This is a genomic window from Pseudomonas sp. 3A(2025) (assembly GCF_054589175.1).
Genome location: NZ_BAAILM010000030.1, coordinates 47,583 through 73,545, shown reverse-complemented (window position 1 = coordinate 73,545; position 25,963 = coordinate 47,583). Strand labels below are relative to the sequence as shown.

The following is a 25,963-nucleotide window of genomic DNA, read 5'->3' as shown; positions in this document are numbered from 1 at the left end:
CGCTGATGGCAAGCAGAATCCTGTTGGTCGAGGACGACCGTTCACTGCGCGAAGCGCTTGGCGATACCCTGGAGCTGGCCGGGCATGCCTACCGTGCGGTGGGGTCGGCCGAAGAGGCGCTGGCGGCGGCTGCCCAGGAGTCGTTCAGCCTGGTCATCAGTGACGTCAATATGCCCGGCATGGACGGTCACCAGTTATTGGCCCTGTTGCGTGCCCGACATCCGCAATTGCCGGTGCTGCTGATGACCGCTTATGGTGCCGTAGAGCGAGCCGTGGAGGCTATGCGCCAGGGGGCGGTGGATTATCTGGTCAAGCCGTTCGAGCCGGCGGCCTTGCTGGCGCTGGTGTCGCGCCACGCCCTGGGGCGCCTGGAGCCTGCCGAGCGGGGCGGGCCGGTGGCGGTCGAGCTGGCCAGTATTCAATTGCTGGACCTGGCCAGTCGAGTGGCGAAAAGCGATTCCACCGTGCTGATCTCCGGTGAGTCCGGCACTGGCAAGGAAGTGCTGGCGCGCTATATCCATCAGCACTCGCCGCGTGCCGCCAAGCCGTTCATTGCCATCAACTGTGCGGCCATTCCGGACAACATGCTCGAAGCGACACTGTTCGGCCACGAGAAAGGCTCGTTCACCGGTGCTGTTGCCGCGCAGGCGGGCAAGTTCGAGCTGGCCGATGGCGGCACGATTCTGCTCGACGAGATTTCCGAAATGCCCATGGGGCTGCAGGCCAAGCTGCTGCGCGTGTTGCAAGAGCGCGAAGTCGAGCGAGTCGGTGCGCGCAGGCCGATCAGCCTGGATATCCGCGTGCTGGCGACCACCAACCGTGACCTGTTCGGTGAAGTGGCCGCAGGGCGCTTTCGCGAAGACTTGTACTATCGTTTGTCGGTATTTCCACTGGCCTGGCAGCCATTGCGTCAACGAACCGCCGATATTCTGCCGCTGGCTGAGCAGTTGCTCGGCAAGCACGTCAAAAAAATGAAGCATGCGCCGGTGCGGTTGTCGGCAGAGGCTCAGGCGTGCCTGGTCGGCTATGCCTGGCCGGGTAACGTGCGCGAGCTGGACAACGCCCTGCAGCGCGCCTTGATCCTGCAGCAGGGCGGGGTTATTCAGGCACAGGACTTTTGTCTGGCAGGCCCTGTGCAGTTCAGTTCACAGCCTGCGGCGGCTCCTGCGGTGGCGCTCGAGCCTGTCGAAACGGCCGGTGCCTTGGGTGAAGACCTGCGGCGGCGTGAATTCCAGTTGATCATCGACACCTTGCGCAGTGAGCGCGGGCGTCGCAAGGAAGCGGCCGAGCGTCTGGGCATCAGCCCGCGCACCCTGCGCTACAAGCTGGCGCAAATGCGCGATGCGGGTATGGATGTCGAGGCTTATCTTTTCGCGACCTGATGGATGGCCTTCTGTCCCCCTTTTTTGTGATCCGTATCAAATTGTCGATACAACGAAACATCACATCGTTATCATGATGGCCAGCGGATACAACGGGAACGGATGGGCCTGTGCGGCCAGCGGATGCGAGTGAATATGTCCGGTTGGTTGTGCGCGTGTACGTCACTGGCACTCTTGTTGCTATGACATAGTTATCCGTAGAAACCAGTGTCAAAAAATTGCGGGCCTTACGAGAGATAAAGTCCATGAGCCAAGGTGTTGAATTTAATCGCTTGATGTTGGATATGCGGGCCATGCAGACGCAAGCGATGGGCGGCTCCAAGCCCGTCGAAGGCGTGCAGGAAGTGGCAGGCAGCAACTTTGCCGACTTGCTGGGTCAGGCGATCAACAAGGTGGCCGACACGCAGGCGGCTTCCAGCCAGATGGCCAATGCCTTTGAAATGGGCAAGAGTGGCGTTGATATCACCGATGTCATGATCTCGTCGCAGAAAGCCAGTGTGTCCTTCCAGGCGTTGACCCAGGTGCGCAACAAGCTGGTTCAGGCCTATCAAGACATCATGCAGATGCCGGTTTAAGGGACGTACTGATTAATGGCAGACGCAGCAGCCGATCCCGTTCCGGCAAGGCCGGGCGCTCCGGAGGGTAAAAAGCCGTTGTTCGGCTTTGCTTTTCTGGAAAACCTCTCCGAGATGACCATGTTGCGTCAGGTCGGCCTTATGGTCGGTCTGGCGGCGAGCGTGGCAATCGGCTTTGCCGTGGTGCTGTGGTCGCAGCAACCTGATTACCGGCCGCTGTACGGCAGCCTGGCAGGGCTGGACAGCAAGCAGATCATGGACACCCTGGCGGCAGCCAATATTCCTTACACCGTCGAACCCAACTCCGGCGCACTGCTGGTCAAGGCCGACGATGTGCAGCGTGCGCGCATTCAACTGGCCCAGGCCGGCGTGTCGCAGAACAACACCGGCATCGGTTTCGAGATTCTCGACAAGGACCAGGGGCTGGGCACCAGTCAGTTCATGGAGGCCACACGCTACCGCCGCGGCCTGGAAGGCGAACTGGCACGCACCATCTCGTCGCTGAATAACGTCAAGGCCGCCCGCGTGCACCTGGCGATTCCGAAAAGCTCGGTGTTCGTGCGCGATGACCGCAAGCCGACCGCTTCCGTACTGGTCGAGCTGTACCCTGGCCGTTCGCTGGAGCCGGGCCAGGTGGCGGCGATCATCAATCTGGTGGCCACCAGCGTGCCGGAGCTGACCAAGTCGCAAGTCACCGTGGTCGACCAGAAGGGCACGTTGCTGTCCGACCAGGGCGAAAACTCCGAGCTGACCGTGGCCGGTAAACAGTTCGAATACACCCGGCGCATGGAAACCATGCTGTCCCAGCGTGTGCAGAACATTCTGCAACCGGTGCTGGGCAACGACCGTTACAAGGCAGAAGTGTCGGCCATGGTCGATTTCAGTGCCGTGGAATCCACCGCTGAAAGCTTCAACCCCGACCAGCCGGCGCTGCGCAGCGAGCAATCGGTCAACGAACAGCGTTCCACCAGTTCGGGAACAGGCGGCGTGCCAGGTGCCTTGAGCAACCAGCCACCGGGCCCTGCCACCGCACCACAAGTTGCCGGTGGCGGTGCTGCCGGTGCCGCGCCTGCCATTGCGCCAGGCCAGCCGCTGCTCGATGCCAACGGTCAGCAGATCATGGACCCGGCCACCGGCCAGCCGGCGCTGGCGCCGTACCCGACCGACAAGCGCACGCAGTCGACCAAGAACTTCGAACTCGATCGCTCCATCAGTCACACCAAACAGCAGCAGGGTCGCCTGAGCCGCTTGTCGGTAGCGGTGGTGGTCGACGACATGGTCAAGACCAACCCGGCCAACGGCGAAGTCACCCGCGCGCCGTGGAGCACCACGGACCTGGCACGGTTTACGCGTCTGGTGCAGGATGCCGTCGGTTTCGACGCCAGCCGTGGCGACAGCGTCAGTGTGATCAACGTGCCGTTTTCGACTGAACGCGGCGAAGTCATCCCTGATGTCGCTTTCTACTCGCAGCCCTGGTTCTGGGACATTCTCAAGCAGGCTGTGGGCGTTATCTTCATCCTGATTCTGGTATTCGGTGTGTTGCGCCCGGTGCTCAACAACATCACCAATCCAAAAAGCAAAGAGCTGGGCGGCTACGGTGGCGACGCCGAGCTGGGCGGCATGGGTGGTCTGGACGGCGAACTGGGCAGCGACCGGGTAAGCCTGGGTGGCCCGCAAAGTATTCTGTTGCCGAGCCCGACCGAGGGCTATGACGCACAGCTCAACGCAATCAAGAGTCTGGTGGCCGAAGATCCGGGTCGTGTGGCCCAGGTCGTGAAAGAGTGGATTAACACCGATGAATGATCGAGCTGCCGCAATCAAACTGAGCAAGGTCGAGAAAGCCGCCGTTCTGCTGCTTTCGCTGGGCGAAACCGATGCGGCTCAAGTGCTGCGGCACATGGGTCCCAAAGAGGTGCAGCGCGTCGGCGTGGCCATGGCGCAAATGCGCAACGTGCACCGCGAGCAGGTCGAGCAGGTGATGAACGAGTTCGTCAACACCGTGGGCGACCAGACCAGTCTGGGCGTCGGCTCCGACGGCTATATTCGCAAGATGCTCACCCAGGCACTGGGTGAAGACAAGGCCAACGGCCTGATCGACCGCATCCTGCTGGGCGGCAATACCAGCGGCCTTGATAGCTTGAAGTGGATGGAGCCACGCGCCGTGGCCGACGTGATTCGTTACGAGCACCCGCAGATCCAGGCGATTGTGGTGGCCTATCTGGATGCCGACCAGGCCGGTGAAGTGCTGGGGCATTTCGATCACAAGGTGCGGCTCGACATCATCCTGCGCGTTTCTTCGCTGAACACCGTGCAGCCGGCGGCGCTCAAGGAACTCAACCAGATTCTGGAGAAGCAGTTCTCCGGCAACGCCAATACCTCGCGAACCACGCTGGGCGGTATCAAGCGTGCAGCCGATATTATGAACTTCCTCGACAGCTCCATCGAAGGCACACTCATGGACTCGATCCGCGAGGTCGACGAAGACCTGTCGGTGGCGATCGAAGACCTCATGTTCGTGTTCAACAACCTGGCCGATGTCGACGACCGCGGTATCCAGGCGCTGCTGCGCGAAGTCTCTTCGGACGTACTGGTTCTGGCGCTCAAGGGCTCGGACGAGGCGGTCAAGGAAAAAATCTTCAAGAACATGTCCAAGCGGGCTGCCGAACTGCTGCGCGACGATCTGGAGGCCAAAGGGCCGGTCCGGGTCAGCGATGTGGAAGCGGCGCAGAAAGAAATTCTCACCATTGCCCGTCGTATGGCCGAGGCCGGCGAGATCGTGCTCGGTGGCAAGGGTGGCGAGGAAATGATCTAAGGATCCAGCCCACACATGTCCAGCTCCAGCAATAAAGAACCGGCCAGCGACCTGATTCGCGCCAAGGATGTACGTGGGCTCGATGTCTGGGGGTTTCCCAGCTTCGACCCGCATGTGCCTGAGCCGGAACCCGAGCCTGAACCCGAGCCTGACCCGGAGGCGGTCGAAGAGGTGCCGCTCGAAGAGGTCCAGCCCATTACCCTCGAAGAGCTGGAAAGCATTCGCCAGGAAGCCTGGAACGAAGGCTTTGCCACTGGCGAACGCGAGGGTTTTCACAGCACCCAGATCAAGGTTCGCCAGGAAGCGGAAGTCGCCCTGAAAGCCCGGCTCGACAGCCTGGAGCAGGTCATGCTGCAGTTGCTCGATCCGTTGGCCGAGCAGGATGTGCAGATCGAAAAATCGGTGGTTCATCTGGTCGAGCACATTGCCCGGCAGGTGATTCAGCGAGAACTGCAAACCGATTCGCAGCGAATCGTTCATGTCCTGCGCGACTGTCTCAAGCTGTTGCCGATGGGCGCGAGTAACCTGCGTATCTTCGTCAATCCACAGGATTTCGGCCTGATCAAGGCCCTGCGCGAGCGGCATGAAGAAACCTGGAAGATTTTCGAGGACGATGACCTGCTGCCTGGCGGTTGCCGCATCGAGACCGAGCACAGCCGTATCGATGCCAGCATCGAGACACGCATCAGCCAGGCGATTTCGCGCATGTACGACCAGATGCATGAGCAGGTTGCACATCCGGCCGCGCCCGACCTGAGCCTGGAGCTGCCTGAAGTGGCTGTGCCACAGACCGCTGAGTCTGTTGAAGAGCGCAGCACTGTTGAAGAGCCTGGCGATGCGTCTTGATCGTCTGAGCTTCGGCAAGCGCCTTGGCGGCTATAGCGACGCTATCGATCTGCCGACCCAGCCTGTAGTCGAAGGCCGCCTGCTGCGCATGGTCGGCCTGACCCTTGAAGCCGAAGGCTTGCGCGCCGCAATGGGCAGCCGTTGTGTGGTCATCAACGACGACAGTCATCATCCGATGCAGGTTGAAGCCGAGGTCATGGGATTTTCTGGCGGCAAGGTATTTCTGATGCCGGTCGGCAGTGTGGCTGGCATCGCGCCGGGTGCCCGTGTGGTGCCGCTGGCCGATAACGGGCGGCTGCCAATGGGCATGAGTATGCTCGGCCGGGTGCTCGACGGTGCTGGCCGGCCGCTCGATGGCCGCCCGCCGATCAAGGCCGAAGACTGGGTGCCGATGGATGGTCCGACGATCAACCCGCTCAAGCGCGACCCGATCAGCCAGCCGCTGGACGTGGGCATTCGCTGCATCAACGGATTATTGACGGTCGGCCGTGGCCAGCGTCTTGGCCTGTTTGCCGGTACGGGCGTGGGCAAGAGTGTGCTGCTTGGCATGATGACCCGCTTTACCGAGGCCGACATTATCGTCGTTGGCCTGATCGGCGAGCGGGGTCGTGAGGTCAAGGAATTCATCGAGCACATTCTGGGCGAAGAGGGCCTCAAGCGCTCTGTGGTGGTGGCGTCGCCTGCCGACGATGCACCGCTGATGCGTCTTCGCGCCGCGATGTACTGCACGCGCATCGCCGAGTATTTTCGTGACCGTGGCAAGAACGTTCTGCTGTTGATGGATTCGCTGACGCGCTTTGCCCAGGCGCAGCGTGAAATCGCCCTGGCGATTGGCGAGCCACCGGCAACCAAGGGTTATCCGCCTTCGGTATTTGCCCGCCTGCCCAAACTGGTCGAGCGCGCCGGCAATGCCGAGGCGGGTGGCGGGTCGATCACCGCGTTCTATACCGTATTGTCCGAAGGCGATGACCAGCAAGACCCGATTGCCGACTCGGCCCGAGGCGTACTGGACGGCCATATCGTGCTGTCGCGGCGGCTGGCCGAAGAGGGGCATTACCCGGCCATCGATATCGAAGCTTCGATCAGTCGGGTCATGCCGGCGGTGGTCAGCCCTGAGCACATGACTCGTGCCCAGCACTTCAAGCAGTTGTGGTCGCGCTACCAGCAAAGCCGCGACCTGATCAGTGTCGGTGCCTATGTGGCAGGTGGCGACCGCGAAACCGACCTGGCGATTTCGCTGCAACCGACCCTGGTGCGTTACCAGCGTCAGGGTCTGCGCGAGAACGTCAGCCTGCAAGGCAGTGGCGATGCGCTGGCGGCGGTGTTCGGACCAGCGCCGGGCGGGTGATGAACCATGGCCAATAGTCGTGCGGCGCGCCTGGCGCCAGTGGTTGAAATGGCCGAAAAGGCCGAACGCAATGCTGCCCAGCGCCTGGGCTACCTACAGGGTCAGGTCAACCTGGCGCACAGCAAGCTCGAAGAGCTCGATCAGTTTCGCCTCAACTATCAAGAGCAGTGGATCAACCGTGGCAGCCACGGCGTATCGGGCCAGTGGCTGATGAACTACCAGCGTTTTCTCAATCAGCTCGAAACCGCCATCGGCCAGCAGCGCAAGAGTCTGGCCTGGCACCAGGTCAACCTCGACAAGGCGCGTGGCGCCTGGCAGCAGGCTTACGCCCGCGTCGAAGGGTTGCGCAAACTGGTGCAGCGCTATATCGACGAAGCGCGTCAGCTTGAAGACAAGCGCGAGCAGAAACTGCTCGATGAGCTGTCCCAGCGTTTGCCACGCCAGGACGGGTATTGAAAGCACACTCCTGATTCGCAGCGCCCGCGCGATCATGGTCTAGGCTGTGTCTTATTGGTGACATAGCACAGGAGTACGCAAATGACCGTCACTTCCGAGCGTTCCCCGGATGGCCGACAGGTAACCCTGCTCGTCGAAGGGCGCTTCGATTTTGCGTCCCACCAGGCGTTTCGCGCCGCCTACCAGAACCACCCGCCTGAACTCGATTATGTCGTCGACCTGCGCGGCACCCATTATCTGGACAGCTCGGCACTGGGCATGCTGTTGTTGCTGCGCGATCATGCCGGCGGCGAAAAAGCGGTGGTCAAACTGGTCAATTGCACACCGGATGTGATCAAGATCCTGACCATTTCCAATTTCTCCAAGCTGTTTCAGGTTGCCTGAGTCTTGCAGGCAGACACGCAAAGCCTGCGTATTCTGATCGCCGACGACAGCCCCAGCGACCGCTTGCTGCTGTCTGCCCTGATCACTCGCCAGGGGCATCAGGCGTTGATTGCCGCCAATGGCGTCGAGGCGCTCGAGCTGTACCGCATTCAGCAACCGCATCTGGTCTTGATGGATGCCTTGATGCCGGTCATGGACGGCTTCGAGACGGCCCGGCAGATCAAGCTGCTGGCGGGCGAGTCGCTGGTGCCGATCATCTTTCTGACCTCTTTGACCGAAGGTGAGGCGCTGGCGCGCTGCCTGGATGCCGGTGGCGACGACTTTATTGCCAAGCCCTTCAATCCGCTGGTACTGACGGCCAAGATCAATGCCATGAATCGCCTGCGCCAGTTGCAGGAAACCGTGCTGCGCCAGCGCGACCTGCTGGCCAGTCATCGCGAGCACTTGCTCAACGAGCAGCGTGTGGCCAAGGCGGTGTTCGATCAGGTGGCGCACTCCGGTTGCCTGGATGCGCCTAATATCCGCTATCTGCAATCGCCTTATGCGCTGTTCAACGGTGATCTGATGCTGGCGGCCTGGGCGCCTGCCGGGCACATGTATGTGTTTCTGGGGGACTTTACCGGCCATGGTTTGCCGGCGGCCGTCGGCGCCATGCCACTGGCCGAGGTGTTTTATGGCATGACCGCCAAGGGCTACGGCTTGCCGGAAATGCTGCGCGAGATGAACGCCAAGCTCAAACGCATCCTGCCGGTGGGCATGTTCTGTTGTGCGACCTTGCTGTGCATCGACTTCAAGCAGCAACAGGTCGAACTGTGGAATGGCGGATTGCCCGATGGTTATCTGTTGCATGCCGGCGTAGGCGGTTTTGAGCCATTACCCTCGCGGCATCTGCCGCTGGGTATCCTGCCGGCCAGCGCTTTCGACGAGAGCACTGAGGTATTGCCGCTGGCACCGGGCGACCGGATATTTCTGTTGTCCGACGGCGTCATGGACACGCGCGATGCCCAGGACCGGCTGTTCGGCACCCGGCGGCTCTGCGAAGTGCTGGCAGCCAACCGCGAGCCTGCGCGGCTGATCGAAGAAATCCTTGAGGCGCTGAATGCGTTTGGCGGGCGTGCGCGTGATGATGTCAGCATGCTCGAAATCAGCGCTTCGTTGCAGGTGGCCGACAGTGCGCCGCTGGCGACCCGTATCGACAGCGGTCCGGCAAACCCGCTGGACTGGTCGGCAAGCTTTGAATTTCGCGCCTCGACGCTGAAAACCTTCAACCCCTTGCCTTACATTCTTCAGCTGTTGCTGGAAGTGCATGGGTTGCGCGACCAGAGCGGGGCGCTTTACAGCGTGTTAGCCGAGCTTTACAGCAATGCGCTGGAGCATGGTGTGCTGGGGCTCGATTCGCGCCTCAAGCAGGATGCGTCCGGATTTGCCCGCTATTATCAAGAGCGTACCCAGCGTCTTGAGCAGTTGCAGAGCGGTTTCATCAACCTGCAATTGCAGGTGCGTGCCAGTGCCGAGGGTGGCGTGCTGACGATCAATATGCAGGACAGCGGCAAAGGTTTCGACGTACAGGATGTGCTCACCCGTGCGCCGTCCATCGATGGATTGTGCGGTCGCGGTCTCAGGCTTGTCCGTTCGCTGTGCAGCGATGCGAACTGGTCGGACGATGGTCGGGCGGTTTGCGTGGAGTTTTCATGGGGGGTAGTGGCATACTTGCCCCCGGTTTCTTGATCAAGGAGTGAGCAAGTGGCGGCCGTTCATGTGGATTACAGTGTGTTGACGACCTTGCAGGAGGTCATGGAAGACGAATACCTGACGCTGATCGATGTCTTTCTCAAGGACTCGGATCTGCGCATGGCCTTGCTGCGCCAGACCGTGCGCGCCGCTGAGGCAGGCGATATCTCGCCAGACCTGGTCGAGCTTGGGCTGACGGCCCATAGCTTCAAGGGCAGCAGCAGTAACATGGGGGCGGTGCGATTGTCGGACCTGTGCCGACAGCTTGAAGACCAGACCCGCCTTCATTCACTGGAGGGGCTGGAAGACCTGGTCCGGTCAATCGACAGCGAGTACCTCACCATCCGCCGGTTATTCGACGCCGAGCGCCAGACTTATATGGCCCAGACCTGATCTTTCGATTATCTGAACCGGGCACCTCACGCACTGTTTGCGTCATGTTGTGAGGTGGCCCGCATCTTGCTGGTGCAATGGCATTGTGCTGCCCGATGCGGAGATTCGAATGTCCCTTGCCCCTAATGTATTGCTCCAGACCAATGCGGCGACCACGGCCAAGTCCACTGCCGCCAGCCATTTGTCAAAGTCTGCTGACATCGGCAAGGACAGCGCTTCAGGCTTCTCGAAGGTGTTCAACCGCGAGTCCCGCGAGGTGCCCAAGGCTGACCGCGACGTGCAGGCCAATGCCGCACGCGACAAGAACGTACCTGAAAAAAGCAAGTCGGTGGCGGCCAGGGAAAAGCCTGACGAAGCGTCAGACGTTGCCGATGGCAAGTCCTCCGTTGCCGAAAGCGGCAACGACTTGCCTGCCGACAAGGTGGTTCAGGCAAACGACCAGGATCGCTCGGACGAAAAAGGCGACGACAGTGCGGCGCAGAGCGGCACTGACAGCACCACCGACCAGGCTGTCCAGGCAATGGCCGCCAATGCGCAGGCAGGGCAGGGACCCTTGGTGCCCTTGACCGTGCCAGCCGCAACCGCTGCCACCGATTCGGCCATCGAAGAGGCATTCGATCCTGAAGTCGATCCGCTCGAGGGCCTGCATGCCTTGCAGTTCGCGCTGGAGAGCGCCGGCGGAAAAACCCGTCCCGGTGCGGCGCCGGCCACCCAGACGTCCACTGCCCAGAACGGCGCCCTGGTTGAAGGTGATGCTGCCGACGCGCAGAACGTTGTCAATAATCTGGCGAGCCTGCAAGGTGGGCAGGACCTGGGCGAGGATGGCTCTGAAGGCAGCGAGAAATCGCTTGCAGGGCTGCTCGACGATGGTCTGAAAGATGTCAAGGCCGCTTCCGGCGATACCCGCGTCGACAATTTTGCCGAGCGTCTGGCGGCCTTGAGCCAGGCCGCTCAGCCTGCACGGACGGCGCCGGTGACCACGCCGGTCATCAATCAGCCGCTGGCCATGCACCAGAGCGGCTGGAGTGAAGGTATCGTCGAGCGGGTAATGTACCTTTCGAGCCAGAACCTCAAATCGGCGGAAATCAAGCTTGAACCCGCTGAGCTGGGTCGCCTGGACATTCGCGTCAATATGGCGCCGGACCAACAGACTCAAGTGACATTCGTCAGCGCCCATCTCGGGGTGCGCGACGCTCTGGAAAGCCAGATGGTTCGCCTGCGTGAGTCGTTTCAGCAGCAAGGTCTGGGGCAGGTAGACGTCAATGTCTCCGATCAATCGCAACAACAGGCCCAACAGCAAGCCCAGGAGCAGGCCAGTCGCGCCCAGCGCGGCAGTTCGCGCAGTGACTCGGGTGTCAGTGATGGCGGGCTTGACGGCAGCAACGCAGAACCGGTCGCCGCCGTCAGCCAGCCGGTACAGCGCGTGATCGGCAGCAGTGAGATCGATTATTACGCCTGATGCTACGGCGATGTTCGCTTTAGGGGGTTCCAATCTGGCATAACCTTTGCTCGGCCTCTGTCACGTAACAGTGAACCCCCTGAATAGTGACGGATTATTGGCATGGCGCAGAGCGAAGCAGTCAAAGAGCCCGGCTCGAAAAAGAAACTCAAGCTCATCATCATCGTGGTTGTGGGCTTGCTCGTGGCCATCGGTTTGTCGGTGGGAGCCACCTGGTTCCTGATGAACAAATCCGAACCCAAGCCGGACCCGGCCGTGGCTGCCGCGCATGCCAATGCCAAACAGCCGGCGGTATTCGAAGCCATGACCCCGGCCTTCGTGGTCAACTTCAATGTCAACGGTCGTCAGCGCTACATGCAGGTGAGCATTACCATGCTGGCGCGCGATGCTGCCGACATGGCTGCCTTGAAGGTCCACATGCCGACCATTCGCAACAACCTCGTCCTGCTGTTTGCCGGTATTCCGTTCGATTCGCTGACCACGCCGATCGGCATGGAAATGCTGCGCCAGAAGGCGACGGCCAGCATTCAGGAAGTGGCTCAAAAAGAGCTCGGCAAGACGGTCGTCGAACAGTTGCTCTTCACTAACTTCGTATTGCAGTAGGATCCACGACATGGCCGTGCAAGACCTGCTGTCCCAGGATGAAATCGACGCGCTGTTGCATGGCGTGGACGATGGCATGGTCGATACCGACAACGTTGCCGAACCCGGCACCGTCAAGACGTACGACCTGACCAGTCAGGACCGGATCGTCCGTGGGCGCATGCCGACCCTGGAAATGATCAACGAGCGGTTCGCCCGCTACACCCGCATCAGCATGTTCAACCTGTTGCGCCGCTCGGCGGACGTGGCAGTGGGTGGCGTGCAGGTGATGAAATTCGGCGAGTACGTGCATTCGCTGTACGTACCCACCAGCCTTAACCTGGCCAAGATCAAGCCGCTGCGCGGCACCGCGCTGTTCATCCTCGACGCCAAGCTGGTGTTCAAGCTGGTGGACAACTTCTTTGGCGGCGACGGGCGTCACGCCAAGATCGAAGGGCGTGAATTCACCCCCACCGAATTGCGCGTGGTGCGCATGGTGCTGGACCAGGCTTTCGTCGACCTCAAGGAAGCCTGGCAGGCGATCATGGAAGTCAACTTCGAGTACATCAACTCCGAAGTCAACCCGGCCATGGCCAACATCGTCGGCCCCAGCGAGGCGGTGGTGATTTCCACTTTCCATATCGAACTCGATGGCGGTGGTGGCGACCTGCACGTGACCATGCCGTACTCGATGATCGAGCCGATCCGCGAAATGCTCGATGCCGGTTTCCAGTCCGATCTGGACGATCAGGACGAGCGCTGGGTCAAGGCGCTCAAGGAAGACGTGCTCGATGTGTCGGTGCCGGTGACCACGACAGTCGCCAATCGACAGTTGCTGTTGCGCGACATTCTGCACATGCAGCCTGGCGACGTCATTCCGGTAGACCTGGATGACAACCTGGTGATGCGCGCCAATGGCGTGCCTTCGTTCAAGGTCAAGCTGGGCTCGCACAAAGGCAACCTGGCCTTGCAGATCATCGAACCCATAGAGCGGCGCTGATCTGTACGGTCGCGCTGAACCCCTGTTTATTGCCTAATTGAAAGACTGCCCGCAGAGGACAACCGATGGCTGATGATAACGAAATGACGTCTGCTGAAGATCAGGCACTGGCCGATGAGTGGGCTGCAGCACTGGGCGAGGCCGGCGATGGTCAGGCAGATATCGACGCCTTGCTGGCTGCCGACGCTGCGCGCAAGCCCAGCGCTAACCGCATGTCGATGGAAGAGTTTGGGGGCGTGCCGAAAAACTCCGCGCAGGTGACCCTCGATGGTCCAAACCTGGATGTGATTCTGGATATTCCGGTGTCGATTTCCATGGAAGTGGGCAGCACCGATATCAGTATTCGCAACCTGCTGCAGCTCAACCAGGGTTCGGTGATCGAGCTGGATCGCCTGGCGGGCGAGCCGCTGGATGTATTGGTCAACGGCACCCTCATCGCCCACGGTGAAGTGGTCGTGGTCAACGAGAAGTTCGGTATTCGCCTGACAGACGTCATCAGTCCGAGCGAACGTATCAAGAAGCTGCGCTAAGTGAAGCGTTTGCTCTGTGCGGTGTGGCTCATGCCGTTGATGGCCGTTGCCAGCGAGCCGGCCACGTCGGGGGCGACGGCGGCAGCGCCTGTGGCCCAGGTCGGCAGCGCGCTGTCGGGTGGCATGGGCGGGCAATTGCTGCAGCTGGTGTTGGGCCTGCTGCTGGTCATCGGTCTGATCTTTTTGCTCGCCTGGGTGGCGCGCAAGGTTCAGGGCGGTGCCCTGGGCAATCAGCAGGTCATCGAGCTGGTCGGCTCGCGTGCGCTCGGGCCGCGTGACCGGCTGGTGCTGGTGCAGATCGGCAAAGAGCAGATTCTGCTGGGCGTCACGCCTGGGCGCATCACGCCGCTGCATGTGCTCAGTGAGGCGGTGGACGTTCCTGTCCGCCAGCCGGCCACGCCGGAATTCGCCCAGCGTCTGCTGGAGCTGATGGGCAAGGATAAGGACAAGACGTAATGGGCATGCTGCGTTTGCTGATAGTGCTGCTGTTGGGGATGGCGGCGCCGCTGGCGCTGGCGGCCGACCCGTTGTCGATCCCGGCGATTACCCTGTCTAATGGCGCCAATGGCCAGCAGGAATACTCGGTCAGCCTGCAGATCCTGATGATCATGACGGCGCTGAGTTTCATTCCGGCGTTCGTCATTCTGATGACCAGTTTTACCCGCATCATCGTGGTCTTCTCGATCTTGCGACAGGCGCTGGGCCTGCAACAGACACCGTCCAACCAGGTGTTGATCGGCATGACCCTGTTCCTGACCATGTTCATCATGACGCCTGTGTACGAGCGGGTGAATCGCGATGCCTTGCAGCCTTATCTGGCGGAAACCATGAGTGCCCAGGATGCGCTGGCCAAGGCTCAGGTGCCGGTCAAGGATTTCATGCTGGCACAGACCCGCACCAGCGACCTCGAACTGTTCATGCGCCTGTCCAAGCGCACCGACATCCAGACCCCGGAAGCTGCGCCGCTGACCATCATCGTGCCGGCCTTCGTGATCTCCGAACTCAAGACCGCGTTCCAGATCGGCTTCATGATCTTCATTCCATTTCTGATCATCGACATGGTAGTGGCCAGTGTGCTGATGGCCATGGGTATGATGATGCTCTCGCCACTGATCATTTCGTTGCCGTTCAAAATCATGCTGTTCGTGCTGGTGGACGGCTGGGCATTGATTGTCGGGACGCTGGCCGGCAGTTTCGGTGGTGTATGACAGCGCTTTCAATACGCTGCTTTGACGAGGAGCCTGTCCAATGACCCCTGAAGTTGCGGTCGACCTGTTCCGTGAGGCCTTGTGGCTGACCACTGTGCTGGTCGCCATTCTGGTGGTGCCCAGCCTGATTTGCGGTCTGATCGTGGCGATGTTTCAGGCCGCCACGCAGATCAACGAACAGACCTTGAGCTTTCTGCCGCGCCTGATCGTCATGCTGCTGACCCTGATCGTCGCTGGCCCCTGGTTGTTGAGTGTGTTCATGGACTACGTGCTGAATCTGTACAACAGCATACCGACCGTGATCGGCTAACGCTCGATGGAGCCAATGCTCGCCCTGACCGACACCCAGATCAGTACCTGGGTGGCCAGTTTCATGCTGCCGATGTTTCGCATCGTTGCGGTGTTGATGACCATGCCGATCATTGGCACCACCCTGGTGCCGCGCCGGGTGCGCCTGTACTTTGCCTTCGCTATCACCGTCGTGGTGGCGCCGGTGCTGCCGCCGATGCCGCCCGTGCAGGCGCTGGACCTCAGTGCGCTGCTGTTGATTGGCGAGCAAATCATCATTGGCGTGGGCATGGGCCTGTCGTTGCAGTTGTTCTTTCACATTTTTGTCGTCGCCGGGCAAATCATTGCCACGCAGATGGGCATGGGCTTTGCCTCGATGGTCGACCCCACCAACGGTGTGTCGTCGGCGGTGGTCGGGCAGTTCTTCACCATGCTGGTGACCCTGATGTTCCTGGGCATGAACGGCCATCTGGTGGTGCTGGAGGTGCTGGTCGAAAGCTTCACCACGCTGCCGGTGGGGGGCGGGGTGCCGGTCGGCAACTTCTGGACTCTGGCCAATGGCCTGGGCTGGGTCATGGCCTCGGGCTTGCGTCTGGTATTGCCGGCGGTCACGGCGTTGCTGATCATCAACGTGGCCTTCGGCATCATGACCCGTGCAGCGCCGCAGCTTAATATCTTCTCTATCGGTTTTCCGATGACCCTGGTCTTGGGCATGGTGATCCTGTGGATGAGCATGGCCGATATCCTCAGCCAGTATCAGCCGATGGCGGTCGAGGCCTTGCAGCAAATACGTGACTTGGTGAGGGCCCGCTGAGATGGCAGAAAGCGAGAGCGGTCAGGACAAAACAGAAGAACCCACGGAGAAAAAGGTCCGCGACAGTCGGGCCGAAGGTCAGGTTGCGCGCTCTAAAGAGCTCACCACGCTGGTGGTGATGATGATGGGCGCGGTGGGGTTGTTGATGTTCGGTGGTGGCATGGCGCAGATGCTCGCCGAGGCGATGCGTGAGAACTTCACGATCAGCCGCGAAATGCTCATGGACCCGATGTGGATGGGGCGCATGCTGCTCAAGACCGGCCAGACCGCCATGATCGTGGTGTTGCCGTTCATGATCGCCATGCTGGTGGCCGCCCTTGTCGGCCCCATCATGCTGGGCGGCTGGTTGTTTGCCACCAAGTCGCTGATGCCCAAGTTCAGCCGCATGAATCCGTTGTCCGGGGTCAAGCGCATGTTCTCGGTCAACTCGGTGGTCGAGTTGCTCAAGGCGCTTGCCAAGTTTCTGGTGATTCTTGCCGTGGCGCTGGTGGTCATCAAGAAAGATCGCAACGACCTGATCGCCATTTCTCATGAACCGCTGGAAATGGCGATCATCCATAGCCTGCAACTGGTGGGCTGGAGCACGCTGTGGATTGTCTGCGGGCTGATCCTGATCGCTGCCGTCGATGTGCCGGTTCAGTTGTACCAGTCGCACAAGAAGTTGCTGATGACCAAGCAGGAGGTGCGCGACGAGCACAAGAACAGCGAGGGTAACCCGCAGGTCAAGCAGCGCATACGCCAGTTGCAGCACGACATGGCCAACCGGCGCATGATGGCCGCGATTCCCGAAGCCGACGTGATCATCACCAACCCGACGCACTTTGCCGTGGCGCTCAAGTACGACCCCGAAAACGGCGGCGCGCCGAAATTGCTGGCCAAGGGGCTGGACCTGATCGCCCTGAAGATCCGCGAGATCGGTGCCCACCACGAGGTCATGATTCTCGAATCCCCGGCACTGGCACGCTCTATCTACTACAGCACCGAACTCGAAGAAGAAATCCCCGCAGGCCTGTACATGGCCGTCGCCCAGGTGCTGGCGTACGTTTATCAGATCCGCCAGTTCCACGCCGGCCGCGGCAAACGCCCGACGCCGCTGGGCGACATCAGCATCCCCCCGGATCTCCAGCGCGACGAATAGGCGTAGGAGCGACCTTGGTCGCGATCGGCTGCGTTAGCAGTCGTGAATTTGTGGCGTCTCATCTCTATGGCCGCTTTGCGCCCAATCGCGAGCAAGCTCGCTCCTACAGGCTGTTTTTGCTGAGTTGGACAGCTTTTTGCAGTAGGTCGATTCAGGACGCTTATGGCGTCAAAGTTTTGGTCTATGCGGTGGGGCATCAGTGGATCGATCTCAGTTAGTCAGTGGCGCACGCAATCTGGGCCGCAATCACAGTCAACTGGCGGTGCCGGTGCTGCTGTTGGCGTTGCTGGCCATGATGATGTTGCCCATCCCGCCGTTTTTGCTGGATGTGTTCTTCACCTTCAACATCGCCTTGTCGATCGTGGTCCTGCTGGTTTGCGTGTATGCGTTGCGGCCGCTGGATTTCTCGGTGTTCCCGACCATCCTGCTGGTGGCCACGCTGTTGCGCCTGGCACTGAACGTGGCCTCGACCCGTGTGGTCATGCTCCACGGCCAGGACGGTCACGACGCAGCGGGCAAGGTGATCCAGGCCTTCGGTGAAGTGGTCATCGGCGGCAACTATGTCGTCGGTATCGTGGTATTCGCGATTCTGATGATCATCAACTTCGTGGTGATCACCAAGGGTGCCGGGCGGATCTCCGAGGTCAGCGCGCGGTTTACCCTCGATGCGATGCCCGGTAAACAGATGGCCATCGACGCCGACCTCAACGCCGGCCTGATCGATCAGAACCAGGCCAAAGTCCGTCGTGCCGAAGTCGCCGCCGAGGCCGAGTTCTATGGTTCGATGGACGGTGCCAGCAAATTCGTGCGCGGTGACGCCATCGCCGGCCTGTTGATTCTGTTCATCAACCTCATCGGCGGCATGCTGGTCGGCATGCTGCAACACGGTATGCCCTTCGCCGAGGCCGGGCGGGTTTATACCCTGCTGGCCATCGGTGACGGTTTGGTGGCGCAATTGCCATCACTGCTGTTGTCCACCGCCGCTGCAATCATGGTGACCCGTGCTTCCGGTTCGGAAGAAATGGGCAAAATGATCAATCGCCAGATGTTCACGTCCTACAAGGCACTGGGTGTTTCGGGCGCGATCATGATCGTCATGGGCCTGGTGCCCGGTATGCCGCACTTTGCCTTTATCGGTCTGGGCCTTATCGCATCCGGCGGCGCCTACTGGCTGTGGCGTCGCGACCAGCAGAACAAAATCGTGGCATTGGCCGAGGTGCAGCGTCAGCAAGACCTGCTGCCGCCGCCGGGTCGCGTGCAGGACTCCAAAGAGCTGGGCTGGGACGATGTCACGCCGGTCGACATCATTGGCCTGGAAGTCGGCTATCGCCTGATTCCGCTGGTCGACCGTAACCAGGGCGGGCAATTGCTGGCGCGGATCAAGGGCGTGCGCAAGAAGCTGTCTCAGGAACTGGGCTTTCTGATGCCCACCGTGCACATTCGCGACAACCTCGATCTGGCGCCCAGCGCCTATCGTTTGACGCTGATGGGGGTGATTCTGGCCGAGGCCGAGATTTACCCGGACCGCGAGCTTGCGATCAACCCGGGTCAGGTCTATGGCACGCTCAACGGTATCAGCGCCCGCGATCCGGCCTTTGGTCTGGAAGCGGTATGGATCGAAATCAGTCAGCGCAGCCAGGCGCAGTCGCTGGGCTACACCGTGGTCGATGCCAGTACGGTCGTGGCGACCCACCTCAACCAGATCCTCTATAAGCACTCGCATGAGCTGATCGGCCACGAAGAAGTCCAGCAGTTGATGCAATTGCTGGCCAAAAGCTCACCAAAACTGGCTGAAGAGCTGGTGCCGGGTGTGCTGTCGTTGTCGGGTTTGCTCAATGTGCTGCAAGCCTTGCTCACCGAGCATGTACCGGTGCGTGATATCCGTACGATTGCCGAGGCCATCGCTAACAATGCGTCAAGGAGTCAAGATACCGCCGCTTTGGTCGCGGCAGTGCGTGTCGCGTTGAGCCGCGCCATCGTTCAAAGCATTGTAGGAATTGAGTCCGAGCTGCCTGTCATCACACTTGAGCCAAGGTTGGAACAAATCTTGCTCAATAGTCTGCAGAAGGCCGGTCAGGGTCAGGAAGAAGGCGTTCTTCTTGAACCGAGCATGGCCGAGAAGCTCCAGCGTTCGTTGATCGAAGCCGCCCAGCGTCAGGAAATGCAAGGGTCGGCAGTGATTCTGCTGGTAGCAGGCCCCATCCGGGCCATGTTGTCGAGGTTTGGACGGTTGGCTGTACCGAACATGCATGTTCTGGCTTACCAGGAAATTCCTGACAACAAGCAAGTCACCATCGTAGCGACTGTCGGGCCCAACGGCTGAGGTAGTGAGTCATGCAAGTTAAGCGATTTTTCGCCGCCGATATGCGTCAAGCCATGAAACTGGTTCGCGATGAGCTGGGCGCCGAGGCGGCCATCATCGGTAACCGGCGCATTGCCGGTGGCGTCGAGCTGACTGCTGCCCTGGACTACAAGTTGTCCGCCCTGGCGCCGCGCGTGCCGAACATGGAGCTTGAAGACGAGCTGCGCAAGACCCAGTCGCGTATCGTCTCGGCCCAGGCCGAACTTGAAAATCGCACCGACACCGATGCGAACAACAACCTTCAGCTGTTCTCCGGCCTGCCGCTCAGCGCCGCCGACACGCACATCGAACCGACGCTTGAAGAGCCGCCACGGCCCGCTGCGCCACCGCCATTGTCGACCGCCAGCGAAGCCGCAATCGGCCAGCGGGTGTTCGAATCGATGTGCTCGGAACTCAACGGCCTGCGCGAGCTGCTCGAAGTGCAGCTCGGCTCGCTGGCCTGGAACCAGATGCAGGGCAGTCGCCCGCAGCAGGCCAACCTGTGGCGCCGCTTGCAGCGTATCGGCCTGTCGGGTCCGCTGTCGCGCGACCTGCTGGGCATGATCCCGGACATCGAAGACCCCAAGCAGGCCTGGCGCATGCTGCTGGCGTACCTGGCGCGGATGATCAGCGTGCCGGAAATCGAGCCGCTGGAAGAGGGCGGTGTCATTGCCATGGTCGGCCCTGCCGGCATGGGCAAGACCACCACCCTGGCCAAGCTGGCGGCGCGTTATGTGCTCAAGTACGGCGCGCAGAACATCGCACTGGTGAGCATGGACAGTTTTCGCATTGGCGCCCAGGAACAGCTCAAGACCCTGGGGCGGATTCTCAATGTACCGGTCACCCACGTCGACCCGGGCCAGTCGCTGGCCCAGGCACTGGAACCGTTGATTCGCAAGCGCGTCGTGCTGATCGACACCGCCGGCCTGCAAGCCAGCGACCCGGCGCTGCGCCTGCAACTGGAAAGCCTGGCCGGGCGCGGGATTCGTTCACGTAACTACCTGGTGCTGGGCACTACCAGCCAGAAGCAGGTGCTGACGGCGGCCTATCACAGCTACAAGCGCTGTGGCCTGGCCGGCTGCATCCTGACCAAGCTGGATGAAACCGCAAGCCTTGGCGAAGTGCTGAGTCTTGCAATCAGTCACGAATTGCCCGTGGCCTATCTGACCGATGGGCCACGTATTCCTGATGATCTGCATTTGCCGCGTCGTCACCAGTTGGTGAGCCGGGCAGTCAGTGTGCAGATGCAGGATGAGCCGAGCGAAGAGGCCATGGCCGATATGTTCGCCGACCTGTATCACACCCCTGGCAAGCAGGTGGGGTAATTGATGGAAACGATTGGAAAGTCCCTGCATCTCTGGTCTGCCAGGCATTGTTCGTCCGCGAACGTGCAGTCCGTAATGTGGTTTCGGTCTACGCATGACAAGGTAATGAAATAACATGGGCAGCATGCATCCCGTACAGGTTATCGCCGTGACCGGCGGCAAAGGTGGCGTCGGCAAGACCAACGTGTCAGTGAATCTCTCACTGGCGCTGGCCGAGCTTGGGCGACGCGTCATGCTGCTCGATGCCGACCTTGGCCTGGCCAATGTCGATGTCCTGCTGGGCCTGACTCCCAAGCACACCCTGGCCGATGTCATCGAAGGCCGCTGCGAGCTGCGCGATGTGCTGTTGCAGGGTCCTGGCGGTGTGCGCATCGTGCCGGCCGCCTCCGGTACCCAGAGCATGGTGCATCTGGCGCCTGCCCAGCATGCCGGCCTGATCCAGGCGTTCAGCGAGATTGGCGACAACCTCGATGTACTGGTCATCGACACCGCGGCCGGCATTGGCGAATCGGTGGTCAGTTTCGTGCGCGCAGCGCAGGAAGTGCTGCTGGTGGTGTGCGACGAACCGACCTCGATCACCGATGCCTATGCCCTGATCAAACTGCTCAATCGCGATTACGGCATGAACCGCTTTCGGGTTTTGGCCAATATGGCCCAAAGCCCCCAGGAAGGACGCAACCTGTTTGCCAAACTGACCAAGGTTACCGACCGTTTCCTTGATGTGGCTCTGCAGTACGTCGGCGCCGTTCCCTATGATGAGTGCGTACGCAAGGCCGTGCAGAAACAGCGCGCCGTCTACGAAGCATTCCCGCGTTCCAAGTGCGCTCTGGCGTTCAAGGCCATTGCCCAGAAGGTCGATACCTGGCCTCTGCCGGCCAACCCGCGCGGGCACCTTGAGTTCTTCGTCGAACGGCTTGTTCACCAGACCAGCGCAGCGGGACCTGTTCAATGACAGCCAGCGGTTATCAGATGTACAGCAAGGCTTCCAGGAATTCGCAGTACGAACTGATCGAGCGCTATGCGCCGTTGGTCAAGCGTATTGCCTATCACCTGCTGGCACGGTTGCCCGCCAGTGTGCAGGTGGAAGATCTGATCCAGGCCGGTATGATCGGCCTGCTGGAAGTGTCGACCAAATACGATTCGAGCAAAGGCGCCAGTTTCGAGACTTATGCCGGTATTCGCATTCGCGGCGCGATGCTCGACGAGGTGCGCAAAGGTGACTGGGCGCCGCGTTCGGTGCACCGAAATACCCGTATGGTCAGTGACGCGATCCGCAGCATCGAAGCAAAAACCGGCCGCGACGCTAAAGATCATGAGATTGCTGCCGAACTCCAGTTAAGTCTGGATGATTATTACGCTATCTTGAACGACACCTTGGGCAGCCGCCTGTTCAGCTTCGACGACCTTTTGCAGGACGGCGAGCATGACGGGTTGCACGAGGATGGCGCCAGCGCTTCGCTGGAGCCGTCGCGGGACCTTGAAGACGAGCGCTTCCAGGCCGCGCTGGCCGATGCCATCGCCAATCTGCCGGAGCGTGAGCGTCTGGTGTTGGCGCTGTATTATGACGAAGAGCTGAACCTCAAGGAGATCGGTGAGGTCCTGGGGGTCAGCGAATCACGGGTTAGCCAGTTACACAGCCAGTGCGCCGCGCGTTTGCGAGGGCGTTTGGGGGAGTGGCGCGCGCGCTGACCGGCTGTGCAAGGCGTCATGTGTCGAGTACCCAGACAAGGCAGGAGCCTGTCAGCAAACCCTTGGGGGAGCTGTTTCAGGCGCTTTGGCCGTGTCCATGTGCCCGGTATGTGAAGGCTGCAAACGGTCAGTAATGTGCTGTGCCAGTATTGAGTGAACAGCGGGTCCGGGAGCCGGGCTCGTTCAGGACTGCTTGGAGGTCGAATTGGACAAGAACATGAAAATCCTCATCGTTGATGATTTCTCAACGATGCGGCGGATCATAAAAAACCTGTTGCGTGATCTGGGGTTCACCAACACCTCGGAAGCCGATGATGGCCTGACCGCGCTGCCGATGCTGCAAAGCGGCGGTTTCGATTTTCTGGTCACCGACTGGAACATGCCCGGCATGTCCGGCATCGACCTGTTGCGTCAGGTGCGCCAGGACGAACGTCTGAAGAACATCCCGGTATTGATGGTGACCGCCGAGGCCAAGCGCGAGCAGATCATCGAGGCAGCCCAGGCCGGTGTTAATGGCTATGTGGTAAAGCCTTTCACCGCCCAGGTACTGCAAGAAAAGATCGAAAAGATCTTCGAGCGCGTCAATAGCTGATGCATGCCGCGAGGGCGCTATGGACAACAACGATTCACTGGGTGACTTCGAGTCGACCCTGAAGAGACATGCGCATGAGCTCGTCGCCAGCCTTGAAAAAGGCAAGTTCGGCGATGCAGTGCAATTGATCCATGAGCTCAACCAGACCCGCGACCGCGGCCTGTATCAGGAAGTGGGCAAGCTGACGCGCGAATTGCACAGTGCGATCGTCAACTTCCAGATCGATCCGCATATGCCGCAAGCCGAAGAGGTGTCGCAGATCACGGACGCCACCGAGCGCTTGTCGTATGTTGTGCGCCTGACCGAAGGTGCGGCCAACCGCACCATGGACCTGGTGGAGCAAAGCACGCCGTTGATGAACAGCCTCAGCGACGATGCCAAGACCTTGAGTGCCGATTGGGGGCGTCTGATGCGCCGCGAGATCGGTGCCGCAGAGTTTCGCGAGCTGGCCAAGCGCGTTGAGAGCTTTCTTTCTCGAACCGAAAAGGAAAGCCACAGCGTGGCGACCAACCTCAACGATATTCTGCTTGCTCAGGACTACCAGGACCTGACCGGTCAAGTGATCAAGCGTGTCACGCAACTGGTCACGGAGGTTGAGAGCAATTTGCTCAAGCTGGTGTTGATGGCCAGCCATGTCGATCGCTTTGCCGGCATCGAACATGATCGTGAAGCACTGTTGGCGGAAAATAATCCGAAAAAAAATCTCGCCCAAGGTGAAGGTCCGCAAATTCATGCCGATAAACGGGAAGATGTCGTTTCCGGTCAGGATGATGTGGACGACTTGTTATCGAGCCTCGGCTTCTAGGTCTTGACGGTTAATTTTAGGGAGCACCCCCATGAGCTTCGGCGCCGATGAAGAGATCCTTCAGGATTTTCTGGTAGAGGCCGGCGAGATTCTCGAGCAATTGTCCGAACAGCTGGTCGAGCTTGAAAGTCGACCCGATGACGCAGACTTGCTCAACGCAATTTTTCGCGGTTTTCACACTGTTAAAGGGGGCGCCGGCTTCCTCCAGCTGCATGAGCTGGTGGAGTGCTGCCACATTGCCGAGAACGTGTTCGACATCCTGCGCAAGGGTGAGCGGCGCGTAGACTCTGAATTGATGGACGTGGTCCTCGAGGCACTGGACACCGTCAACAGCATGTTCGGCCAGGTGCGCGAGCGTAGCGACGTTACGCCTGCCACCCCCGAATTGCTGGCGGCACTGGCACGTCTGGCCGACCCGCAGGCTGCCGACGAGGCGCCTGCTGCGCCGGAACCTGTGGCTGCTGCGCCCGTGGCCGCCGTTGCAGAGCCTGAAGCACCGGCGCCAGACGATGAAATCACTGACGACGAGTTCGAGCGCCTGCTCGATTCGCTGCATGGTGCCAAGTCCGATGCGGTGGCTGCGTCAGCGCCGGCACCTGCGCCGCAAGTGCCTGTGCCGGCCAGCGATGAAATCACCGATCACGAATTTGAAGCACTGCTCGATCAGTTGCATGGCAAGGGTTCGTTCGACGCCAGTGTGGCTTCTGCATCGACGGCCAGTGCTGCGCCTGCGCCCGTCTCGGCGCCTGTACCGGCAAGCGACGAAATCACCGACGACGAGTTCGAAGCGCTGCTCGACCAGTTGCACGGCAAAGGCTCGTTCGACGCTGACAAGGCTACGCCCGTGGCTGCCAGCGCCCCGGCTGTCGCGATTGCCAAGGCTGAAACAAAGCCCGAAACCAAGCCGGCTTCGGACGAAATCACCGAACACGAATTCGAAAACCTGCTCGACCAGTTGCATGGCAAGGGCAAGTTCGAGCCGGATGCAGTGGCTGCGGCCGTGTCTGCAGCGCCTGCGCCAGTGGCCAAAGCTGCTGCTCCGGCGGCGGCTGCGGCACCGGTTGCCAAGCCTGCTGCTGCGCCTGCCGCACGTTCTGCGGCACCGGCTCCCGCGCCCGCCCGTGCGGCCCCTGCCGCTGCGGAAAAACCGGCTGCGGTCGAGTCCGAAACCACGGTGCGCGTCGATACTGCGCGCCTGGACGAGATCATGAACATGGTCGGCGAGCTGGTACTGGTGCGTAACCGTCTGGTGCGCCTGGGGCTCAACAGCGGCAACGAAGCCATGTCCAAGGCGGTGTCCAACCTCGATGTGGTGACGGCCGACCTGCAAACCGCGGTCATGAAGACGCGCATGCAGCCGATCAAGAAGGTCTTCGGTCGCTTCCCGCGACTGGTTCGCGACCTGGCGCGGCAGCTCAAGAAAGAAATCAACCTGGAGCTGGTCGGCGAAGAAACCGACCTCGACAAGAACCTCGTCGAGGCGCTGGCCGACCCGCTGGTCCACTTGGTGCGTAACGCGGTGGACCACGGTGTGGAAACCCCCGAAGAGCGTGAAGCCTCCGGCAAGCCTCGCGGCGGCAAGGTGGTTCTGTCTGCCGAGCAAGAGGGCGACCATATCCTGTTGTCGATCTCCGACGACGGCAAGGGCATGGACCCGGCAGTGCTGCGTGCCATCGCCGTCAAGCGCGGTGTGATGGACAAGGATGCGGCCGACCGCCTGAGCGACACCGACTGCTACAACCTGATCTTCGCGCCGGGGTTCTCGACCAAGACCGAGATTTCCGATGTGTCGGGACGCGGTGTGGGCATGGACGTGGTGAAAACCAAGATTTCCCAGCTCAACGGCTCGATCAACATCTACTCGACCAAGGGTCAGGGCTCCAAGATCGTCATCAAGGTGCCGCTGACGCTGGCAATCATGCCGACGCTGATGGTCATGCTGGCCGACCAGGCCTTTGCCTTCCCGCTGGTCAACGTCAACGAGATCTTCCACCTCGACCTGTCGACCACCAACGTCGTCGATGGCCAGGAAGTGGTGATCGTGCGCGACAAGGCCTTGCCGCTGTTTTACCTCAAGCGCTGGCTGATCCGTTCGGCCGCCTATGAAGAACAACGTGAAGGCCACGTGGTGATCCTGACGGTGGGCACTCAGCGTATCGGCTTTGTGGTCGACCAGTTGGTCGGTCAGGAAGAAGTGGTCATCAAGCCGCTGGGCAAGATGCTGCAAGGTACGCCGGGCATGTCGGGCGCCACCATTACCGGTGA

The 25,963-nt window shown here is 60.6% G+C and carries 26 protein-coding genes; all 26 read left to right on the top strand.

Going from position 1 to position 25,963, the window contains the following annotated elements; genetic code table 11:
* The first annotated feature begins 5 nt into the window (after positions 1 to 5).
* Positions 6 to 1,382 carry a sigma-54-dependent transcriptional regulator gene (locus tag ACYP2A_RS11195; protein WP_459745056.1) on the top strand — a complete coding sequence of 459 codons (1,377 nt, stop codon included), beginning with the start codon at positions 6 to 8 and terminating at the stop codon, positions 1,380 to 1,382.
* Positions 1,383 to 1,627: 245 nt separating this feature from the next.
* Positions 1,628 to 1,957 (top strand): flagellar hook-basal body complex protein FliE, encoded by a 330-nt coding sequence (gene fliE / locus ACYP2A_RS11190; RefSeq protein WP_459745055.1) that lies wholly within the window; start codon positions 1,628 to 1,630, stop codon positions 1,955 to 1,957.
* Between the two features lie 15 nt (positions 1,958 to 1,972).
* On the top strand, positions 1,973 to 3,760 hold the full coding sequence (gene fliF, locus ACYP2A_RS11185) for a flagellar basal-body MS-ring/collar protein FliF (protein ID WP_459745054.1): 1,788 nt from the start codon (positions 1,973 to 1,975) through the stop codon (positions 3,758 to 3,760).
* The gene (gene fliG, locus ACYP2A_RS11180) at positions 3,753 to 4,769 is read left to right on the top strand and encodes a flagellar motor switch protein FliG (protein ID WP_459745053.1); all 1,017 of its coding nucleotides are present in this window, start codon (positions 3,753 to 3,755) and stop codon (positions 4,767 to 4,769) included. The genes fliF and fliG overlap by 8 nt, the downstream gene beginning before the upstream one ends.
* A 15-nt stretch (positions 4,770 to 4,784) precedes the next feature.
* Positions 4,785 to 5,615 (top strand): flagellar assembly protein FliH, encoded by an 831-nt coding sequence (fliH, locus tag ACYP2A_RS11175; RefSeq protein ID WP_459745052.1) that lies wholly within the window; start codon positions 4,785 to 4,787, stop codon positions 5,613 to 5,615.
* On the top strand, positions 5,605 to 6,963 hold the full coding sequence (gene fliI / locus ACYP2A_RS11170; RefSeq protein ID WP_459745051.1) for a flagellar protein export ATPase FliI: 1,359 nt from the start codon (positions 5,605 to 5,607) through the stop codon (positions 6,961 to 6,963). Before fliH ends, fliI begins: the two co-directional genes overlap by 11 nt.
* Before the next feature lie 6 nt (positions 6,964 to 6,969).
* The gene (gene fliJ / locus ACYP2A_RS11165) at positions 6,970 to 7,419 is read left to right on the top strand and encodes a flagellar export protein FliJ (protein ID WP_459745050.1); all 450 of its coding nucleotides are present in this window, start codon (positions 6,970 to 6,972) and stop codon (positions 7,417 to 7,419) included.
* An 81-nt stretch (positions 7,420 to 7,500) separates the two neighbouring features.
* Positions 7,501 to 7,803, top strand: coding sequence for an STAS domain-containing protein (locus ACYP2A_RS11160; RefSeq protein WP_459745049.1), 303 nt, complete (start codon positions 7,501 to 7,503; stop codon positions 7,801 to 7,803).
* Between the two features lie 3 nt (positions 7,804 to 7,806).
* Complete coding sequence (locus ACYP2A_RS11155; RefSeq protein ID WP_459745048.1) at positions 7,807 to 9,531, top strand: ATP-binding SpoIIE family protein phosphatase; 1,725 nt, start codon at positions 7,807 to 7,809, stop codon at positions 9,529 to 9,531.
* Positions 9,532 to 9,597: 66 nt separating this feature from the next.
* Entirely contained in the window at positions 9,598 to 9,927 is a 330-nt protein-coding gene (locus ACYP2A_RS11150) for an Hpt domain-containing protein (RefSeq protein WP_459745068.1), read from the top strand.
* A 109-nt stretch (positions 9,928 to 10,036) separates the two neighbouring features.
* Positions 10,037 to 11,386: a flagellar hook-length control protein FliK gene (locus ACYP2A_RS11145; RefSeq protein ID WP_459745047.1), complete on the top strand. Its 1,350-nt coding sequence runs from the start codon at positions 10,037 to 10,039 to the stop codon at positions 11,384 to 11,386.
* A gap of 102 nt (positions 11,387 to 11,488) precedes the next feature.
* Positions 11,489 to 11,989: a flagellar basal body-associated protein FliL gene (fliL, locus tag ACYP2A_RS11140; RefSeq protein WP_459745046.1), complete on the top strand. Its 501-nt coding sequence runs from the start codon at positions 11,489 to 11,491 to the stop codon at positions 11,987 to 11,989.
* A 10-nt stretch (positions 11,990 to 11,999) separates the two neighbouring features.
* Positions 12,000 to 12,968, top strand: coding sequence for a flagellar motor switch protein FliM (gene fliM / locus ACYP2A_RS11135; protein WP_459745045.1), 969 nt, complete (start codon positions 12,000 to 12,002; stop codon positions 12,966 to 12,968).
* Between the two features lie 65 nt (positions 12,969 to 13,033).
* The gene (fliN, locus tag ACYP2A_RS11130) at positions 13,034 to 13,498 is read left to right on the top strand and encodes a flagellar motor switch protein FliN (RefSeq protein ID WP_459745044.1); all 465 of its coding nucleotides are present in this window, start codon (positions 13,034 to 13,036) and stop codon (positions 13,496 to 13,498) included.
* Between the two features lie 30 nt (positions 13,499 to 13,528).
* Complete coding sequence (gene fliO / locus ACYP2A_RS11125) at positions 13,529 to 13,954, top strand: flagellar biosynthetic protein FliO (RefSeq protein WP_459745067.1); 426 nt, start codon at positions 13,529 to 13,531, stop codon at positions 13,952 to 13,954.
* Positions 13,954 to 14,706, top strand: a complete 753-nt coding sequence (gene fliP / locus ACYP2A_RS11120; protein WP_122472875.1) for a flagellar type III secretion system pore protein FliP — start codon at positions 13,954 to 13,956, stop codon at positions 14,704 to 14,706. Before fliO ends, fliP begins: the two co-directional genes overlap by 1 nt.
* 40 nt (positions 14,707 to 14,746) lie before the next feature.
* On the top strand, positions 14,747 to 15,016 hold the full coding sequence (fliQ, locus tag ACYP2A_RS11115; protein ID WP_459745043.1) for a flagellar biosynthesis protein FliQ: 270 nt from the start codon (positions 14,747 to 14,749) through the stop codon (positions 15,014 to 15,016).
* Positions 15,017 to 15,022: 6 nt separating this feature from the next.
* Positions 15,023 to 15,808 carry a flagellar biosynthetic protein FliR gene (gene fliR, locus ACYP2A_RS11110; protein ID WP_459745042.1) on the top strand — a complete coding sequence of 262 codons (786 nt, stop codon included), beginning with the start codon at positions 15,023 to 15,025 and terminating at the stop codon, positions 15,806 to 15,808.
* A gap of 1 nt (position 15,809) precedes the next feature.
* Positions 15,810 to 16,946 (top strand): flagellar biosynthesis protein FlhB, encoded by a 1,137-nt coding sequence (gene flhB, locus ACYP2A_RS11105; RefSeq protein WP_459745041.1) that lies wholly within the window; start codon positions 15,810 to 15,812, stop codon positions 16,944 to 16,946.
* 199 nt (positions 16,947 to 17,145) lie between these two features.
* The gene (flhA, locus tag ACYP2A_RS11100; protein ID WP_459745040.1) at positions 17,146 to 19,269 is read left to right on the top strand and encodes a flagellar biosynthesis protein FlhA; all 2,124 of its coding nucleotides are present in this window, start codon (positions 17,146 to 17,148) and stop codon (positions 19,267 to 19,269) included.
* A gap of 11 nt (positions 19,270 to 19,280) precedes the next feature.
* Positions 19,281 to 20,612 carry a flagellar biosynthesis protein FlhF gene (gene flhF / locus ACYP2A_RS11095; protein ID WP_459745039.1) on the top strand — a complete coding sequence of 444 codons (1,332 nt, stop codon included), beginning with the start codon at positions 19,281 to 19,283 and terminating at the stop codon, positions 20,610 to 20,612.
* Between the two features lie 115 nt (positions 20,613 to 20,727).
* On the top strand, positions 20,728 to 21,564 hold the full coding sequence (fleN, locus tag ACYP2A_RS11090; RefSeq protein WP_459745038.1) for a flagellar synthesis regulator FleN: 837 nt from the start codon (positions 20,728 to 20,730) through the stop codon (positions 21,562 to 21,564).
* On the top strand, positions 21,561 to 22,301 hold the full coding sequence (gene fliA, locus ACYP2A_RS11085; protein WP_459745037.1) for an RNA polymerase sigma factor FliA: 741 nt from the start codon (positions 21,561 to 21,563) through the stop codon (positions 22,299 to 22,301). Before fleN ends, fliA begins: the two co-directional genes overlap by 4 nt.
* A gap of 217 nt (positions 22,302 to 22,518) precedes the next feature.
* Positions 22,519 to 22,893, top strand: coding sequence for a chemotaxis response regulator CheY (locus ACYP2A_RS11080; RefSeq protein ID WP_459745036.1), 375 nt, complete (start codon positions 22,519 to 22,521; stop codon positions 22,891 to 22,893).
* A gap of 19 nt (positions 22,894 to 22,912) precedes the next feature.
* A complete protein-coding gene (locus ACYP2A_RS11075; RefSeq protein WP_459745035.1) occupies positions 22,913 to 23,698 on the top strand; it encodes a protein phosphatase CheZ in 786 nt (261 codons plus the stop codon).
* A gap of 31 nt (positions 23,699 to 23,729) precedes the next feature.
* Positions 23,730 to 25,963: chemotaxis protein CheA (locus tag ACYP2A_RS11070; RefSeq protein WP_459745034.1), on the top strand; the 2,234-nt coding region annotated here is incomplete at its 3' end.

Bases quoted from the DNA above. Each gene is read 5' to 3' on its own strand.
- ACYP2A_RS11195 (WP_459745056.1), top strand. From the start codon at position 6: ATGGCAAGCAGAATCCTGTTGGTCGAGGACGACCGTTCACTGCGCGAA.
- fliE (WP_459745055.1), top strand. From the start codon at position 1,628: ATGAGCCAAGGTGTTGAATTTAATCGCTTGATGTTGGATATGCGGGCC.
- fliF (WP_459745054.1), top strand. From the start codon at position 1,973: ATGGCAGACGCAGCAGCCGATCCCGTTCCGGCAAGGCCGGGCGCTCCG.
- fliG (WP_459745053.1), top strand. From the start codon at position 3,753: ATGAATGATCGAGCTGCCGCAATCAAACTGAGCAAGGTCGAGAAAGCC.
- fliH (WP_459745052.1), top strand. From the start codon at position 4,785: ATGTCCAGCTCCAGCAATAAAGAACCGGCCAGCGACCTGATTCGCGCC.
- fliI (WP_459745051.1), top strand. From the start codon at position 5,605: ATGCGTCTTGATCGTCTGAGCTTCGGCAAGCGCCTTGGCGGCTATAGC.
- fliJ (WP_459745050.1), top strand. From the start codon at position 6,970: ATGGCCAATAGTCGTGCGGCGCGCCTGGCGCCAGTGGTTGAAATGGCC.
- ACYP2A_RS11160 (WP_459745049.1), top strand. From the start codon at position 7,501: ATGACCGTCACTTCCGAGCGTTCCCCGGATGGCCGACAGGTAACCCTG.
- ACYP2A_RS11150 (WP_459745068.1), top strand. From the start codon at position 9,598: ATGGAAGACGAATACCTGACGCTGATCGATGTCTTTCTCAAGGACTCG.
- ACYP2A_RS11145 (WP_459745047.1), top strand. From the start codon at position 10,037: ATGTCCCTTGCCCCTAATGTATTGCTCCAGACCAATGCGGCGACCACG.
- fliL (WP_459745046.1), top strand. From the start codon at position 11,489: ATGGCGCAGAGCGAAGCAGTCAAAGAGCCCGGCTCGAAAAAGAAACTC.
- fliM (WP_459745045.1), top strand. From the start codon at position 12,000: ATGGCCGTGCAAGACCTGCTGTCCCAGGATGAAATCGACGCGCTGTTG.
- fliN (WP_459745044.1), top strand. From the start codon at position 13,034: ATGGCTGATGATAACGAAATGACGTCTGCTGAAGATCAGGCACTGGCC.
- fliO (WP_459745067.1), top strand. From the start codon at position 13,529: ATGCCGTTGATGGCCGTTGCCAGCGAGCCGGCCACGTCGGGGGCGACG.
- fliP (WP_122472875.1), top strand. From the start codon at position 13,954: ATGGGCATGCTGCGTTTGCTGATAGTGCTGCTGTTGGGGATGGCGGCG.
- fliQ (WP_459745043.1), top strand. From the start codon at position 14,747: ATGACCCCTGAAGTTGCGGTCGACCTGTTCCGTGAGGCCTTGTGGCTG.
- fliR (WP_459745042.1), top strand. From the start codon at position 15,023: ATGGAGCCAATGCTCGCCCTGACCGACACCCAGATCAGTACCTGGGTG.
- flhB (WP_459745041.1), top strand. From the start codon at position 15,810: ATGGCAGAAAGCGAGAGCGGTCAGGACAAAACAGAAGAACCCACGGAG.
- flhF (WP_459745039.1), top strand. From the start codon at position 19,281: ATGCAAGTTAAGCGATTTTTCGCCGCCGATATGCGTCAAGCCATGAAA.
- fleN (WP_459745038.1), top strand. From the start codon at position 20,728: ATGGGCAGCATGCATCCCGTACAGGTTATCGCCGTGACCGGCGGCAAA.
- fliA (WP_459745037.1), top strand. From the start codon at position 21,561: ATGACAGCCAGCGGTTATCAGATGTACAGCAAGGCTTCCAGGAATTCG.
- ACYP2A_RS11080 (WP_459745036.1), top strand. From the start codon at position 22,519: ATGAAAATCCTCATCGTTGATGATTTCTCAACGATGCGGCGGATCATA.
- ACYP2A_RS11075 (WP_459745035.1), top strand. From the start codon at position 22,913: ATGGACAACAACGATTCACTGGGTGACTTCGAGTCGACCCTGAAGAGA.